Genomic DNA, 15,665 nt, shown 5'->3' on the forward strand with positions numbered 1-15,665 from the left:
CGGCAAGCAGGCCTGGCCCGGCAAGCAGGCCTGACGCGGGTCGCAGGGCGCCCGTGCGGGTAGCTGGGGCGGCGCCCCGGAGTCTCGGGGACGCCTCGTCCTCAGATCGCGTCGACCCTGATCGGGTCCCCGGAGCGGACGGTGGCCAGCTGCCGCGGGTCGCCGTCGATCCGGCCGAGCACATTGCAGGGGCTCGCGAGCCGGCATTCGTCGCCGCGCGAGATCGGGGTGGGTCCGTACGGCAGGGCGAGCGCGTCGCCGTCGGTCCAGAAGGCCACCGTGCCCGGCTCCACCACCTGCCGGGCGTCCGGCTCCCGCTCGGGGGAGACGGGGGTGTCGAAGTAGACCTCCTCGCCCCAGGTGTGCGCGGTGGAAGTGATCGGGAGAGCCCCCGCGAGCGCCGCGCTCGTCGGGGTTTCTTCGAGGGTCGCGGTGAGGCTGCCCGCGGGCCATGAGATGCGTATGCGCAGCTGTTTCTCCATGGCGCCGAATTCAACAAGATGTTGAAAGTCTTGGGAAGAGGGTGTCCAGATCCGGCCTCCGCCGCTTAGGGGACCCCCCTGGAGATGTCGACAGCCAGTACGACATAATGCTTGTGAATGTGAACGCGTTCACAAGCGTGTCCCGCTTCATCCCAAGATCGGCGGGATTAAAGGGGCAAGCTGCGGCTGTGACCTCGGCGATGTAAGGAGAGTGCCGACGTGGACCTGGCTCTGGCGCCGGAAACCCTGGCGCGATGGCAGTTCGGCATCACCACCGTCTACCACTTCCTCTTCGTCCCCCTGACGATCTCCCTGGCGGCGCTCGTCGCCGGCCTGGAGACGGCATGGGTGCGAACGGGCAAGGACAAGTACCTCAAGGCGACCAAGTTCTGGGGCAAGCTCTTCCTGATCAACATCGCGATGGGTGTGGTCACGGGCATCGTCCAGGAATTCCAGTTCGGCATGAACTGGTCCGACTACTCGCGGTTCGTCGGCGACATCTTCGGTGCCCCGCTCGCTTTCGAAGCGCTCATCGCCTTCTTCTTCGAGTCCACCTTCATCGGACTGTGGATCTTCGGCTGGGACAAGCTGCCGAAGAAGATCCACTGCGCCTGCATCTGGATGGTCTCGATCGGCACCATCCTGTCCGCCTACTTCATCCTGGCGGCCAACTCCTGGATGCAGCACCCGGTCGGCTTCCGGCTCAACAAGGCCACAGGACGCGCCGAACTCACCGACTTCTGGCACGTCCTGACCCAGGACACCACCCTCGTCGTCGTCTTCCACACCCTGACCGCCGCCTTCCTGACCGGTGGCGCGTTCATGGTCGGGGTCGCCGCCATCCACCTGCGCCGCAAGAAGCACATCCCGGTGATGCGCACCTCGCTGCGGCTCGGCCTGGTCACGCTGGTGATCGGCGGACTGCTCACGGCCGTCAGCGGTGACTCGCTCGGCAAGGTCATGTTCAAGCAGCAGCCGATGAAGATGGCCGCCGCGGAGGCCCTGTGGGACGGCCAGAACTCCGCGCCCTTCTCGATCTTCGCCGTGGGCGACGTGGCCAAGGGCCACAACGACGTCGAGATCTCGGTGCCCGGAATACTGTCCTTCCTCGCCGACAACAACTTCTCCTCGTACGTCCCCGGCATCAACGACGTGAACAAGGCGGAGCAGCAGAAGTTCGGGCCCGGCGACTACCGGCCCAACATCCCGGTCACCTTCTGGGGCTTCCGCTGGATGATCGGCTTCGGCATGACGTCCTTCGCCATCGGCCTCGTCGGACTCTGGCTCACCCGCAAGAAGTTCATGCTGGCACCGGGGATGAGGACCGGTGAGGACGAGGTGCCGAACCTGGTGCTCTTCAAGAGCACGCCCCTCGGCGCCCGCTTGACCAAGTGGTACTGGTTCGCCGCCGTCTGGACGCTCGGTTTCCCGCTGATCGCCAACTCCTGGGGCTGGATCTTCACCGAGATGGGCCGTCAGCCCTGGGTGGTGTACGGCGTGCTGCGCACCAAGGACGCGGTCTCCCCCACCGTCTCGCAGGGCGAGGTCCTCACCTCGATGATCGTCTTCACCCTGCTCTACGCGGTACTCGCCGTGGTCGAGGTCAAGCTGCTCGTCAAGTACGTCAAGGCCGGCCCGCCCGAACTCACGGAGGACGACCTCAACCCGCCCACCAAGATCGGCGGGGACCACCGTGACCCCGACCGGCCGATGGCCTTCTCGTACTGAGGCTGAGGAGATCGAGGCATGGAACTCCACGACGTCTGGTTCGTACTCATCGCCGTTCTGTGGATCGGCTACTTCTTCCTGGAGGGATTCGACTTCGGGATCGGCATCCTGACGAAGCTGCTGGCCCGGGACCGCACCGAGAAGCGCGTCCTGATCAACACCATCGGACCCGTGTGGGACGGCAACGAGGTGTGGCTGCTCACGGCCGGAGGCGCGACCTTCGCCGCCTTCCCCGAGTGGTACGCGACGCTCTTCTCCGGCTTCTACCTGCCGCTGCTGATCATCCTGGTCTGTCTGATCGTCCGGGGCGTGGCCTTCGAGTACCGGGCGAAGCGGCCCGAGGAGAAGTGGCAGCGCAACTGGGAGCAGGCCATCTTCTGGACCTCGCTCATCCCGGCTTTCCTCTGGGGCGTGGCCTTCGCCAACATCGTGCGCGGGGTGAAGATCGACGCGCACATGGAGTACGTGGGCAACTTCTGGGACCTGCTCAACCCGTTCGCGATCCTGGGCGGACTGGTCACCCTCGCCCTGTTCACCTTCCACGGTGCGGTGTTCGCCTCCCTCAAGACGCTCGGCGACATCCGTGAGCGGGCCAGGGCACTGGCGCTCAAGCTCGGTCTGGTGACGGCGGTGCTCGCGCTCGGCTTCCTGATCTGGACCCAGGCCTCACGCGGCGACACCAAGAGCCTGGTCGCGATGGCCATCGCCGTGCTCGCGCTGGTCGGGGCGATCGGGGCCATCAAGATCGGACGCGAGGGCTGGTCGTTCGCACTGTCCGGCATCACGATCGCGGCCGCGGTGGCGATGCTCTTCCTGACGCTCTTCCCGAACGTCATGCCGTCCTCGCTGAACGACGCCTGGAACCTGACGGTCTCCAACGCCTCGTCCACGCCGTACACCCTGAAGATCATGACCTGGTGTGCCGGGGTCGCGACCCCGATCGTGCTGCTCTACCAGGGCTGGACCTACTGGGTGTTCCGCAAGCGGATCGGCACCAAGAACATCGCCGAGGCCCACTGACCGCCTCGGTCCGCACGGTTCAACGGGGTGTGTTTCACGTGAAACACACCCCTCCGGGCCCGCACTGATCCTTCTGTTGGGGGATGTTTCACGTGAAACCGATCGACCCGCGCCTGCTCCGGTACGCCCGCGCCACCCGCTTCTTCCTCGCGGCCGTGGTGGTCCTCGGTCTGGTCGGGGCGGGACTGATCATCGCCCAGGCCATGCTCATCGCCGAGATCGTCGTGGGGGCGTTCCAGCACGGCCAGGGCACGGCCGGCTTGAGGACGCCGTTGCTGCTCCTCGCGGCGGTCGCGGCCGGGCGGGGTCTGGTCTCCTGGCTGACGGAGCTCGCCGCCAACCGGGCGAGCGCGGCGGTCAAGTCGGAGCTGCGCGGCCGACTCCTGGAGCGGGCGGCCGGGCTCGGCCCCGAGTGGCTGAGCGGTCAGCGCACGGGCTCACTCGTCGCGCTCGCCACCCGTGGGGTCGACGCACTCGACGACTACTTCGCGCGCTATCTGCCCCAACTCGGCCTCGCCGTCGTCGTACCCGTGGCCGTGCTCGCGCGGATCGTCACCGAGGACTGGGTGTCCGCGGCGACGATCGTCGTGACCCTGCCCCTCATCCCCCTGTTCATGGCGCTCATCGGCTGGGCCACCCAGTCGCAGATGGACCGCCAGTGGCGGCTGCTGTCCCGGCTGTCGGGGCACTTCCTCGACGTGGTCGCCGGACTGCCGACGCTGAAGGTCTTCGGGCGGGCCAAGGCGCAGGCGGAGTCGATCAGGACGATCACCTCGGACTACCGCAGGGCGACCCTGAAGACCCTGCGGATCGCCTTCATCTCGTCCTTCGCCCTCGAACTGCTCGCCACGATCTCGGTGGCGCTGGTCGCGGTCGGCATCGGCATGCGCCTCGTCCACGGCGATCTCGACCTGTACACCGGCCTGGTCATCCTGGTCCTGGCGCCCGAGGCCTATCTGCCGCTGCGCCAGGTCGGCGCCCAGTACCACGCCGCGGCGGAGGGCCTTTCCGCCGCGGAGGAGATCTTCGAGGTCCTGGAGACCCCGCTGCCCGAGAACGGCACGGCGGCGGTGCCCGCGGGACCGGTCCGCCTCACGGTCGACGGCGTGACCGTCCGCCACCCGGGGCGCACCGAACCCTCCCTCGCCGCCGCTTCCCTGGTGGTCGAGCCGGGCGAGACCGTGGCGCTGACCGGGCCGAGCGGCGTCGGGAAGTCGACCCTCCTCAACGCGGTCCTCGGCTTCGTGGCACCGGAGGGCGACGGTCGCATCCTGGTCTCCGGGACGGACCTCGCGTCGCTGTCCCTGGCCGACTGGCGTGAGCACATCGCTTGGGTGCCGCAGCGGCCCCACCTCTTCGCCGGGACGATCGCGGAGAACGTCCGGCTCGCCCGGCCGGACGCGGACGACGCCGCCGTACTCGACGCACTGCGCGACGCCGGCGCACACGACTTCGTGGCCGCGCTCCCGAACGGTGTCGCGACCGTCCTCGGTGAGGGCGGCGCGGGGTTGTCCGCCGGTCAGCGCCAACGTCTCGCCCTGGCTCGGGCGTTCCTGGCCGACCGGCCGGTGCTCCTGCTCGACGAGCCGACCGCCGCGCTCGACGGCGAGACCGAGGCCGCCATCGTCGACGCGGTCCGCCGGCTCGCGGTGGGCCGTACGGTCCTGCTCGTGGTGCACCGCCCGGCGCTGCTCGCCGTGGCGGACCGCGTCGTGGGGCTGACGCCCGCAGTCCCCCTGGCCCATGTCCCGGCCCAGGCTCCGCTCGCGCCGGCCTCAACTGCCCTTCCGGTGGCTCCTGTTGAGGCAGTCGCCGAGGCTGCGGCAGCGCGGCCCGCCGGCGTCGCCGTCCGCAATCCGCTCGCCCGGGTCCGCGCCGCGGCCCGCGGACTGCGCGGACGTATCGCCCTGGCCTTGCTGCTCGGTGCCCTGGCGCTCGGCTCGGCCGTCGGGCTCATGGCGACCTCCGGCTGGCTCATCTCGCGGGCCGCGCAACAGCCCCCGGTCCTCTATCTGATGGTGGCCGTCACCGCGACCCGGGCCTTCGGGATCGGGCGCGCGGTGTTCCGCTACGCCGAGCGCCTCGTCTCGCACGACGCGGTGCTTCGCATGCTCGCCGAACTGCGTGTCGCGGTCTACCGGCAGCTGGAGCGGATCGCGCCCGCCGGGCTGCGCGAGACCCGGCGCGGCGATCTGCTGTCCCGTCTCGTCGCCGACGTCGACGAATTGCAGGACTACTGGCTGCGCTGGGCTCTGCCCGCCGGGGTCGCCGTCGTCGTGTCCGTGCTCAGCGCCGGTTTCACGGCATGGCTGCTGCCCGAGGCCGGCGCGGTCCTCGCCGGGGGACTCCTCGTCGCCGGGGTCGTCGTCCCGTGCGTCAGCGGAGCCCTGGCCCGAAGGGCCGAACGGCAGCTGGCCCCGGCCCGGGGAGCGCTCGCCACCCGGGTGGCCGATCTGCTCACCGGAACGGGCGAGCTGACCGTGGCGGGGGCGCTGGGCCGCCGCTTCGGCGACGTGAAGGACGCGGACACGACGCTGACCCGGATCGCCTCGCGGGGCGCCGCCGCCACCGCGCTCGGCACCGGCCTCTCCGCGCTGACCTGCGGACTCACCGTGGCGGCGGCCGCGCTGGTCGGCGTGGGGGCCGTGGTGACCGGACGCCTCGACGGGGTGCAGCTCGCGGTGGTGGTGCTGGTGCCGCTCGCCGCCTTCGAGGCCGTGACCGGGCTACCGCTCGCCGTGCAGTCCCGCCAGCGGGTGCGGCGCAGCGCCGAGCGCGTCTACGAGGTCCTGGACACACCCGCCCCCGTGCGGGAACCGGATGCGCCCGCCACCGCGCCCACCTCGCCGTTCCCACTGGAGCTGCGTGGCCTCGGGGCCCGCTACGCGGGGCAGGAGCGGGACGCGCTGCACGACTTCGGGCTGCGCCTCACTCCGGGCATGCGGGTCGCCGTCGTCGGCACCTCCGGGTCCGGCAAGACCACCCTTGCCCAGGTACTGCTCCGCTTCCTGGACGCCCGGACCGGTACGTACGGGATCGGTGGGAGCGACGCGAGCCGGCTCGACGGCGACGACGTGCGGCGGCTGGTCGGGCTGTGTGCCCAGGACGCGCACCTCTTCGACAGCTCGGTACGGGAGAACTTGAGGCTCGCCCGCACCGACGCAACCGACGACGACCTGCGGTCCGCCCTGGGGCGGGCCCGGCTCCTGGACTGGGTCGACGGGCTGCCGGACGGCCTCGACACCCTCGTGGGCGAACACGGGGCCCGGCTGTCCGGCGGACAGCGCCAGCGGCTCGCCCTGGCCCGCGCCCTGCTGGCCGACTTCCCGGTGCTGGTCCTTGACGAGCCCGCCGAGCACCTGGACCTGGTGACCGCCGACGCGCTCACCGCCGACCTCCTGTCGGCCACCGAAGGCCGCACGACGGTGCTGATCACCCACCGGCTGCGCGGACTGGAAGCCGTGGACGAGGTGATCGTGCTCGACGAGGGCCGGACCGTGCAGCGCGGTACTTATGACGAGCTCGCGCTCATCGATGGGCCGCTGCGGGGCATGCTGGACCGGGAGCGCGAGACCGACGCCCGGCAGCAGCCGACTTTCCTCGCCAAATAGGACTAACTAGTCTCAAGGCATGCCAGTCCCGCCAGACCCGAACAGGCCCACGGGCCACCAGGACGTCACGGACCTGGACCGCCAGGACCCGGAACGTCCGAACCAGGATCCGCTCGAAGCGGCGACCCGGGCCACTCGCAGCCTCCAGGGACTCTCCACCGAGCTGACCGCCCGGGTGCCCCAACTGCTTGAGGCGATGCGCTCGGTGGGCACCGGCCTGGAACTGCACTCGACGCTGGACCGGATCTGTGAGACGGCCGCCGAGCTCGCCGACGCACGGTACGCGGCGATCGGCGTCGTCAACGACGAAGGGCGAGGGCTCTCCGACTTCGTGACGTACGGGGTCAGCGACGAACAGGCCCGGGCGATCGGGCACCGGCCGGACGGGCACCGCGGACTGCTCGGCTGGCTCATCCACCACCCCGAGCCGCTCCGGCTCGCCGAGATCTCCGCCGACCCGCGCTCGGCGGGGCTGCCTGCGAACCATCCGCCGATGCGTACCTTCCTCGGCGTCCCCATCCGCGTCCAGGGCGAGATCTTCGGCAACCTCTATCTCACCGAGAAGCACGGCGGCGGCGAATTCAACGACTACGACCTGCACATGGTGCGGGTGCTCGCCACCGAGGCCGGGATCGCCATCGGCAACGCACGGCTCTACGAGGCGGCACGTCAGCGTGAGCGGTGGATCGACGGCTCGGTCGCCGTCACCACGGCCCTGCTGTCGGGCGGCGACGCGGACGATGCCCTGGAGGTCGTCGCCGAACAGGCCCGCCACCTCGCGGTCTCCGATGCCGGCATAGTGCTGCTGCCCGCGGAGGAGGGCGGTCTGGAGATCGTGGCGGTCTCCGCCGACAACCCGCGCGTCTCGCTCGGCCTGGTGATTCCGCCGGAGAGCCCGGTCGTCTCCACCCTGCTGGAGGGCGAGGCGGTCTTCGTCGACGACGCCGCCACCGACCCGCGCATGATCACCAAACTGTCCGAGCGCTACGGGCCGAGCATGCTGCTGCCCTTGCAGAGCGGTGGGCGGGTCCTCGGTGCCCTCGCCACGCCTCGGGTCCGCGGCGGTCGGCCGTTCACCGAGGCCGAGCGGACCCTGGCCAGCCAGTTCGCCTCGCAGGCGGCACTCGCCCTGATGATGGCGGAGGCCCAGCGGGACCGGGAACGTCTCGCGGTGTACGAGGACCGTGACCGCATCGCCCGCGACCTGCACGACCTCGTCATCCAGCGTCTGTTCGCCACCGGGATGATGCTGGAGGGCGCTCAGCGCAAGTCGATCGTGCCCGAGGTGCAGAGCGGCATCGGCAAGGCGGTCGATGAACTCGACGTCACCATTCAGGAGATCCGCACCGCGATCTTCGCCCTCCAGCAGGGTCCTGCCGAGGCGCCCTCCGGGCTGCGCACCCGTGTGCTGCGGGAGATCAACATGGCCGCGGTGCCGCTCGGCTTCAAGCCGGCCCACCGCTTCCTCGGCGCCGTGGACACCCTGGTCGGCGAACTGACCGGCAAGAACCTGATCGCGGCCCTGCGCGAGGCCCTCTCGAATGCCTTCCGGCACGCGGAGGCGTCCCGGATCGAGGTCGTCATCGACGCCACGGCCCAGCTGCCGGACGGCAGCGCGGGGGTACGCCTGACGGTGGCGGACAACGGGGTGGGGATCCCACCGGGCGGCCGGCGCAGCGGACTGCGCAATCTCCAGAGGCGCGCGGAGGCGCTCGGAGGTTCCAGCTCGTACGGACCAGGGCTCGGGGACGGCGGAGGCGGCACGACCGTCGTGTGGGAGGCACCGATCTGAGACGACGTCCTGGTGGGGCGGTACGCCACGAGGGCGGAGCCGTGCCTTCGCGGGCGCGCTGTTTCACGTGAAACAGCGGGGCGTTTCACGTGAAACGCCCCCGCCACGGGGTCCGAGCCGGGGATGGAGCGTGGCTCTCCGGCGTCAGAGGGCCTTGAGGATCTGTTCGATCACGACCGCGACGCCGTCCTCGTTGTTGGCGGCCGTGCGTCCGGTCGCGGTGGCCAGGACATCGGGGTGGGCGTTGCCCATCGCGTACGACGTGCCGGCCCAGCTCAGCATCTCCATGTCGTTCGGCATGTCACCGAAGGCCACCACCTCGGCGGGCGAGATGCCGCGCTCGGCACAGCACAGCGCGAGCGTGGAGGCCTTCGACACGCCTGCGCCGCTGATCTCCAGCAGTGCGGTCGGGCTGGACCGGGTGATCTCGGCGCGTGCCCCGACCGCTGTGCGGGCCAGCGCGAGGAAGTCGTCGGGGGCCAGTTCGGGATGGAAGGCGAGGATCTTGAGCACCGGCTGCTTCGCCGGGGCGGCGTCCTCGGCGAGGAGCTTCTCCGCCGGCGCGATGCTCGCCGCGGCGTCCATGTGCATGGGCGGATAGGCGAACTCGTGGTGGAAGCCCCCGGTGCGCTCGACCGCGAAGGACGTGCCCGGTACGGCGGCGCGCAGCAGGCTGACGACATCGAGAGCCGCGGCCCGCTCCAGCGGCCGTACCTTCACGAAGCGGGGGCCGTCGCCGTCACCGTGCAGATCCACCACGGCCGCCCCATTGCCGCAGATCGCCAGGCCGTGACCGTGGACGTGGGCGCTGACCACGTCCATCCAGCGGGCCGGACGGCCGGTGACGAAGAAGACCTCGATGCCCGCCTGCTCGGCGGCGGCCAGCGCGGCGACCGTACGGTCCGACACGGACTTGTCGTCGCGCAGCAGGGTGCCGTCCAGATCGGTCGCGATGAGCCGCGGTGCGGTGGGCACGGGGCGGATGGCCGGGGCGGGGTCGGTAGCAGAGGTCACCGGGCCATTGTTCCGTACGCGAACGCACGGGCGTGCGAGGAGACGCACAGATGAGAGCGCTCGGCGGTGCGCATGAGGCACGAGGGGGCGTACGTATGCCACACACCGGCGGCGGGGGTGCAGCCCTGCTGCCCCGGCCTGGGCGCGACCGCCCTGCCCCGGGGCAGGGCGCAGACACGGTCGTTCGTCCTTACGCAGGTCGTGCGGATCACCACGCCGCTCGACCCCTCGTGGCGTCGCGTCCTGCACGTAGGGTCGTGTCATGCGATTGAGCACTGTGATTCTCCCGGTACGCCGCTGGCACGACGGCGGTCGCGACGAGTGGCTGCGCGCCGAGGAGCTGGGGTTCCACACCGCGTACACCTACGACCACCTGTCCTGGCGGACGTTCCGCGACGGCCCGTGGTTCGGCGCGGTTCCCACGCTCACGGCCGCCGCTGCCGCCACCACCCGGCTGCGCCTCGGCACCCTGGTCACCTCGCCGAACTTCCGGCATCCGGTGACCCTCGCCAAGGACCTGATCACCCTCGACGACGTGTCGAACGGCCGGATCACCCTGGGGATCGGCGCCGGCGGCAACGGGTTCGACGCCACCGCGCTGGGTCAGAAGGCATGGACGCCGCGTGAACGGGCGGACCGCTTCGGCGAGTTCGTACCGCTGCTGGACCGCCTGCTCACCGAGGCGTCGGTGACGTACGACGGCACGTTCTACTCGGCGGTCGAGGCACGCAACCTGCCGGGCTGTGTCCAGCGCCCCAGGATTCCGTTCGTGGTGGCCGCGACCGGACCGCGCGGGTTGCGCCTCGCGGCGAAGCACGGGCAGGCGTGGGTGACGACGGGCGACCCGAAGCTGTTCGAGTCGGGCACCCCCGAGGAGTCCATCGCGGCGATCCGGGGACAGATCGAGAAGCTGGGCGCGGCGTGCGCGGAGACGGGGCGCGACGTGGGCGAACTGGACAAGATCCTGCTCACCGGCTTCACCCCGCAGCCCGGCCGCCCGCTGGAATCCCTCGACGCGTTCGTGGACTTCGCGGGCCGGCACTTCGAGCTCGGCTTCACCGAGCTCGTGCTGCACGCGCCGATCCCTGATTCCGACTTCGCGGCCGACCCGAAGGTCTTCGAGCAGGTCGCGACCGAGGGGCTCGCGCAGCTCGGCGGCCCGGACAGGCCCTAGCCCTTCCGGCTGCGGACGTGCGCGCTCATCCAGGGGGTGAGCGCGCCGAGCAGCACCAGTTCCTTGTAGGTCTCGTCGCCGGGCAGGGGCACGACCAGCCACCAGCCCGGCGGGAAGAGCCGGCCCTTGACGTGGGCGAGCCCGCCGTAGACGGATCGCAGGAAGGCGGGCACGTCGTCGCGGGGGATGTCGTCGAACTCCACGCCGTCGACGGTGATCCGGGCGTCGTCCTCGGGATAGACGCGCACCGATACGGATGGCGTGCCACCCAGTTCGACGTATGCCTCGTGCGGCAGCGAACCGTCCGGGTCGAGCACCGCGAACACGCCGGCCGAGGTGCGACGCGAGGTCCGGTCCGCGCCGATGTCGTCGGTGACCTCGGCCTCCAGGCGATACTCGTCGGCGATCCCGCGGATCGCGGTGACTACGGATTCGGTGGTGGGCAGGTGGGGTCGGCGCATGGGGTCGATCATCCCAAGCGAGCCGCACCGGTGGGCAGCCGCAAGTACTGAGGCGGGACGGCTTCTGTGAGCCAGACCCCGTTGGCGCTGACGTGGAAGACATGGCCGGCCCGGTGCATCGCCCCGGCGTCCACGCTGAGGACCACGGCGCGGCCGCGACGGGCGCCGACCTTGGCGGCGGTCTCCCGGTCGGGCGAGAGGTGCACATGGTGGCGGTCCATGGGGCGCAGCCCCTCGGCGCGGATCGCGTCCAGACTGCGGGCCACGGTGCCGTGGTAGAGGTACGTGGGCGGCTCTGCGGACGCCAGACCGAGGTCGACGGCCACGGTGTGCCCCTGGCTGGCCCGGATCCGGCCGCCCTCCACGGCGAAGCGCCGCTTGTCGTTGGTGGCGACCACATGGTCCAGCTCGGCGCGGGTGATGGGGAAGCGGTGCGCGGCCGAGGCCCGCAGCAGCACGTCGATGTCCACCCAGCCGTGCGGATCGAGGGCGAGACCGATCCGCTCGGGCTGGTGGCGCAGGTGTTTCGAGAGGTATTTCGACACCTTGACGGTGCGTCTGTCGTCCGGGAGCAGCCCGGCGCGATCGCCCGGCGGTTCCCGTGGGATGTCTGTCATGCCGTCAGGGTGCCGGGCCGGGCGGCGCCGGGGCATCTCCATTTCCGTCGGGGCGCGGGCCGTCAGGGCGTGAGCTGCTCCGCCGCCCAGCGGGCCCACTCCTCGTGCATCTCACTGAGCCGCTTGCCGTACTCCATGGCGAGGCGGCCGTGCACCGACAGCGGATCACCGCCCCAGTCGATGGCGGCCTCCGCCTCCTTGAGCCCGGCGAGCTGCTGGGCCGCGCGCTCGGCTTCACCGAGCAGATAGGTACGCGCTTCGAGTCGCGTGAGCTCGCCGAGGAAGAAGACCCGGAGCAGGGAGTCGCTGCGGCGGGCGCGGGTTGGCTCGACCTCGGTGAGCCAGTGGTGCAGCTCCGCCCTGCCGGCGGGGGTGATCGCGTACTCCTTGCGGCCGCGCGGCCCCTCGGCGGACACCTCGACCAGACCGCCGTCGGCGAGTTTCCCCAGTTCTCCGTATACCTGGCTCTGAGTCGCCGACCACACGTGGGCCAGCGAGGTCTCGAACCGCTTCATCAGGTCGTAACCGCTGGCCGGACGGTCGGCGAGCAGCCCCAGGACTGCGTGGCGAAGGCTCATGCACCCACCCTACCTTCCACTCTTGACACGTCAAAGGAGGATCCTCTACATTCGACATGTCGAAGTTGGAATGTGGAGCTGGGCGGAAGCGCTCGGAACAGAGGGGACTCCCATGAGCTACCTGCGCGGATTCATCCCGTGGATCGTCTTCGCCGTCGTCGGCAGCGCGCACTGGCAGTGGGGCGCGCTCGCCGCTCTCGTCGCCGGTGGCTACCTCTTCGCCATGGACCGCAAGCGCGGCCTGAGCGCCGACGCCCTGATCCTTGAGCAGTCCACGATCGCCTTCTTCACCGTTCTGAGCGTCGTCGCCTTCGCCGCCCCCGACAGTGGGCTCCGCGAGTACGGCGGCGCGCTGGCCACGGGCTGGCTGGCCCTGACCGCCTGGGCCACGCTGGCCGTCCGCAAGCCCTTCACCACCGGGATCGCCAAGCGGCAGGCGCCGCCCGAGGTGTGGGCCAACCCGGTGTTCCTCCGGATCAACGTGGTACTGACCGCCGTCTGGGCCCTGGCCTTCACCCTGACGGCGACCGCCCTCGCCGTCATCGACGCCGAATCGCTCGGCAGTACCGCTTCGATAGCCGTTCAGGTCGCGGGCTTCGCCGTCCCGGCCGTCATCACCGCCCAGTACCCCGAGCGCGCCCGCCGTGCCGCCGTCCGCAAGGGAGCCTGACGATGACCACCACCCCCGGGGCCACCACCACGTCCGCCGCACCCATGGCATCGAAGCCGCCCGCCCCGCACCTCGCGGGCAACTTCGCGCCTGTCGCCGAAGAGCTGACCACGCACGAGCCGGCGGTGACCGGTGCCATCCCGCCCGAGCTAAGCGGCTGGTACGTCCGCAACGGGCCCAACCCGCAGGACGCGGCCTCCGCCCACTGGTTCTTCGGGGACGGCATGGTCCACGGCATCCGTATCGACGAAGGCAGGGCCCGCTCCTACCGCAATCGCTGGGTCCGCACCTCGTCCTTCACCGACGGAGCCCGGGTCCACGACCGGCAGGGCGGCACCGACCTGACCGCCGGGGCCGCCAACACGCACGTGGTGCGGCACGCCGGACGCACACTGGCCCTGGTCGAGTCGTCCTTCCCCTATGAACTGGACTTCCGGCCGGGGTGCGAGCTGGAGACGCTGGGGGCCTACGACTTCGCCGGCCGCCTCACCACCGCCATGACCGCCCACCCCAAGACCTGCCCGGTCACCGGCGAACTGCACTTCTTCGGATACGGGACGCTGGACCAGCCTTTCCTGACCTATCACCGCGCCGATGCCCAGGGCGAGTTGGTGGTGAGCCGGCCGGTGGAGGTGCCGGCGGCCACGATGATGCACGACTTCCATCTCACCGCCTCCCACGTGGTCTTCATGGACCTTCCGGCCGTCTTCGACCCGCAGACGGCGCAGCGGCCCGGCGGCGGCCTCCCCTACCGCTGGGACGAGGAGTACGGGGCCCGGCTCGGCGTGCTGCGCAGGGACGATCCGTACGGCGAGGTGTGCTGGCTGACGGTCGACCCCTGCTATGTCTTCCACGCCCTGAACGCATACGACGAGCCCGGGGACGGCGCCGGGCGCGGGGATCGGATCGTGCTGCACGTCGTGCGGTACGAGCGTCTGGGGGCGAGCGGGCCCACCCTGTGGAAGTGGACGCTCGATCTCGCGACGGGCACGGTGCGGGAGGATCAGCTCGACGACCAGGCGTGCGAGTTCCCCCGGGTCGACGACCGGCTTGCCGGGCTCAAGTCCCGCTTCGGGCACGTCACGGTGAGCCGGACACCGCCCGCGGGGCCGATATCGGGGGCACTGCTCCGTTACGACCTGCGGACGGGAGCGGTGGCGCGTCATGAGTTCGGGGCGGGGCGGGTCCCGGCGGAGGCGGCCTTCGCCCCGGCGGACGACCGGCCTGGCGGCCCGGGGTGGTTGCTCAGCTATGTGTACGACGCGGCCAGGGACGCCAGCGATCTCGTCATCCTGGACGCGGACGACCTCGCGGCTCCGCCGGTGGCGACGGTCCATCTTCCGCAGCGCGTGCCGTTCGGCTTCCACGGCAACTGGCTCGCCGATCGGTGAATGAGGTGATGCCAATCACCTTATTGAGGACGGCAGTTGGGTTTGATCCACAGCGAAGTAGCGTTATCCACAGGCAAATTGAAAGCGCTGTGGACAAGTGACGTCCGATAAGGGGTATTTGGCGAAGTTCGTTCTGGTATAGGCAATTTAAGGCTTCAGTGGTTCACCGCTGTCGCGAGTTGGGCGCGACAGGGCGTCCAAAGTCCGTGCTCCGACCTCACGTTCGGTCGCGGCGGCGATGAACGCGGCGACGTTCTCCGGGCCCACCAGCGCCTGCACGGCTCGGACCGTGTCCGAGGGCAGGGTCACCGGGCCTGGGTCCGGCGCGGCGGGCGCGGCGGTCGGGGTCCCCAGATGGCGCTGGAGGTGCCGGGTGGCGAACAGGCGCATCGCGCGGGCTAGTTCGGCATCGACGGTCTGCTGCGCCAGAGGGCGCAGCCGGCGCACCAGATCGGCCGCCTCGGCCGCCTCCGTGTCGGTCGGCGGGCGGTGGCCGAGGTAGCGGGCGAAGACGTGTTCCGTGGTGAAGTCGAGGAAGCGGGCCGCGATGTGTTCGACCTGGCCGCGCAGCTCGCGCAGATGCCCGGCGATGGCGTCGAGGGGCACACCGGCCGCGTGCAACTCGGCCGCCACCGCCAGCTCTTGGGGGCTGGGGACGAGGAACTCGGAGTCGTTGTCCGGGACGCGTTCCAGGATGCCGAGCTCCACCGCCTCGGCGACGGCCTCGTCGTCGGGTTCGCCGCCGAAGGTCTCGTCGAGGTCGGCGCGGGAGATCCGGGCGGCCTCCTCGTCCGTCCACGGCCCGTTGACCTCGGCAACCAGCCCGAGCACTCCGCCGAGCCCCCGCCCGGCGTCCCAGGCCTCCAGGAGTTCCTTGATGGAGGCCAGGGTGTAGCCGCGGTCCAGGAGGTCGGCGATCTGGTGCAGCCGGGCCAGGTGGGTGTCGCCGTACACATTGGAGCGGCCGCGCCGCTCGGGCCGGGGCAGCAGTCCCCGGTCCTGGTAGGCGCGGATGGTGCGGACCGTGGCGCCGCTGGCGTGCGCCAGATCCTCGATCCGGTACTCGGCCGGTGCCGCCGGCGGCACCACCTGCTGAAGTGCTGACTGCCCGGACAAACCCACTCCCT

General features: G+C 70.7%; 13 protein-coding genes. 7 read left to right on the plus strand and 6 right to left on the minus strand.

The features are described 5' to 3' along the window. Positions 1-101: 101 nt before the first annotated feature. The gene (locus CG740_RS15255) at positions 102-482 is read right to left on the minus strand and encodes a cyclophilin-like fold protein (RefSeq protein ID WP_100575668.1); all 381 of its coding nucleotides are present in this window, start codon (positions 480-482) and stop codon (positions 102-104) included. 219 nt (positions 483-701) lie between these two features. Here CG740_RS15255 and CG740_RS15260 point away from each other — a divergent pair, with 219 nt between their 5' ends. From CG740_RS15260 to CG740_RS15275, 4 genes are all read left to right on the plus strand, one after another. Then, positions 702-2,210: a cytochrome ubiquinol oxidase subunit I gene (locus CG740_RS15260; protein WP_100575669.1), complete on the plus strand. Its 1,509-nt coding sequence runs from the start codon at positions 702-704 to the stop codon at positions 2,208-2,210. Positions 2,211-2,228: 18 nt separating this feature from the next. Continuing rightward, positions 2,229-3,230, plus strand: coding sequence for a cytochrome d ubiquinol oxidase subunit II (gene cydB / locus CG740_RS15265; RefSeq protein ID WP_100575670.1), 1,002 nt, complete (start codon positions 2,229-2,231; stop codon positions 3,228-3,230). 83 nt (positions 3,231-3,313) lie between these two features. Next, on the plus strand, positions 3,314-6,841 hold the full coding sequence (cydD, locus tag CG740_RS15270) for a thiol reductant ABC exporter subunit CydD (protein WP_199846452.1): 3,528 nt from the start codon (positions 3,314-3,316) through the stop codon (positions 6,839-6,841). Between the two features lie 19 nt (positions 6,842-6,860). Continuing rightward, the gene (locus CG740_RS15275; protein WP_100575672.1) at positions 6,861-8,633 is read left to right on the plus strand and encodes a sensor histidine kinase; all 1,773 of its coding nucleotides are present in this window, start codon (positions 6,861-6,863) and stop codon (positions 8,631-8,633) included. Positions 8,634-8,777: 144 nt separating this feature from the next. Here CG740_RS15275 and CG740_RS15280 read toward each other — a convergent pair whose 3' ends face one another. Further along, positions 8,778-9,647 carry a Cof-type HAD-IIB family hydrolase gene (locus CG740_RS15280; RefSeq protein ID WP_234376263.1) on the minus strand — a complete coding sequence of 290 codons (870 nt, stop codon included), beginning with the start codon at positions 9,645-9,647 and terminating at the stop codon, positions 8,778-8,780. Positions 9,648-9,909: 262 nt separating this feature from the next. On the opposite strand from CG740_RS15280, the gene CG740_RS15285 reads away from it, so the two are divergent. Beyond that, the gene (locus CG740_RS15285; protein ID WP_100575674.1) at positions 9,910-10,821 is read left to right on the plus strand and encodes an LLM class flavin-dependent oxidoreductase; all 912 of its coding nucleotides are present in this window, start codon (positions 9,910-9,912) and stop codon (positions 10,819-10,821) included. On the opposite strand, the gene CG740_RS15290 is transcribed toward CG740_RS15285, so the two are convergent. The 3 genes from CG740_RS15290 to CG740_RS15300 form a co-directional block, all read right to left on the minus strand. After that, complete coding sequence (locus tag CG740_RS15290; RefSeq protein WP_100575675.1) at positions 10,818-11,282, minus strand: hypothetical protein; 465 nt, start codon at positions 11,280-11,282, stop codon at positions 10,818-10,820. The two genes, CG740_RS15285 and CG740_RS15290, sit on opposite strands and share 4 nt — an antisense overlap. An 8-nt stretch (positions 11,283-11,290) precedes the next feature. After that, positions 11,291-11,899, minus strand: coding sequence for an RNA 2'-phosphotransferase (locus CG740_RS15295; protein ID WP_234376264.1), 609 nt, complete (start codon positions 11,897-11,899; stop codon positions 11,291-11,293). A 62-nt stretch (positions 11,900-11,961) separates the two neighbouring features. Beyond that, positions 11,962-12,477 carry a PadR family transcriptional regulator gene (locus CG740_RS15300; RefSeq protein ID WP_100575676.1) on the minus strand — a complete coding sequence of 172 codons (516 nt, stop codon included), beginning with the start codon at positions 12,475-12,477 and terminating at the stop codon, positions 11,962-11,964. A 112-nt stretch (positions 12,478-12,589) separates the two neighbouring features. On the opposite strand from CG740_RS15300, the gene CG740_RS15305 reads away from it, so the two are divergent. Then, positions 12,590-13,147 (plus strand): hypothetical protein, encoded by a 558-nt coding sequence (locus tag CG740_RS15305; RefSeq protein WP_100575677.1) that lies wholly within the window; start codon positions 12,590-12,592, stop codon positions 13,145-13,147. Positions 13,148-13,149: 2 nt separating this feature from the next. Continuing rightward, a complete protein-coding gene (locus CG740_RS15310; RefSeq protein WP_100575678.1) occupies positions 13,150-14,538 on the plus strand; it encodes a carotenoid oxygenase family protein in 1,389 nt (462 codons plus the stop codon). 147 nt (positions 14,539-14,685) lie between these two features. Here CG740_RS15310 and CG740_RS15315 read toward each other — a convergent pair whose 3' ends face one another. After that, the gene (locus tag CG740_RS15315) at positions 14,686-15,660 is read right to left on the minus strand and encodes a MerR family transcriptional regulator (protein ID WP_425579269.1); all 975 of its coding nucleotides are present in this window, start codon (positions 15,658-15,660) and stop codon (positions 14,686-14,688) included. Between the last annotated feature and the right edge of the window lie 5 nt (positions 15,661-15,665).

It is taken from the genome of Streptomyces sp. CB01201, assembly GCF_002803085.1.
GTDB lineage: Bacteria > Actinomycetota > Actinomycetes > Streptomycetales > Streptomycetaceae > Streptomyces > Streptomyces hundungensis.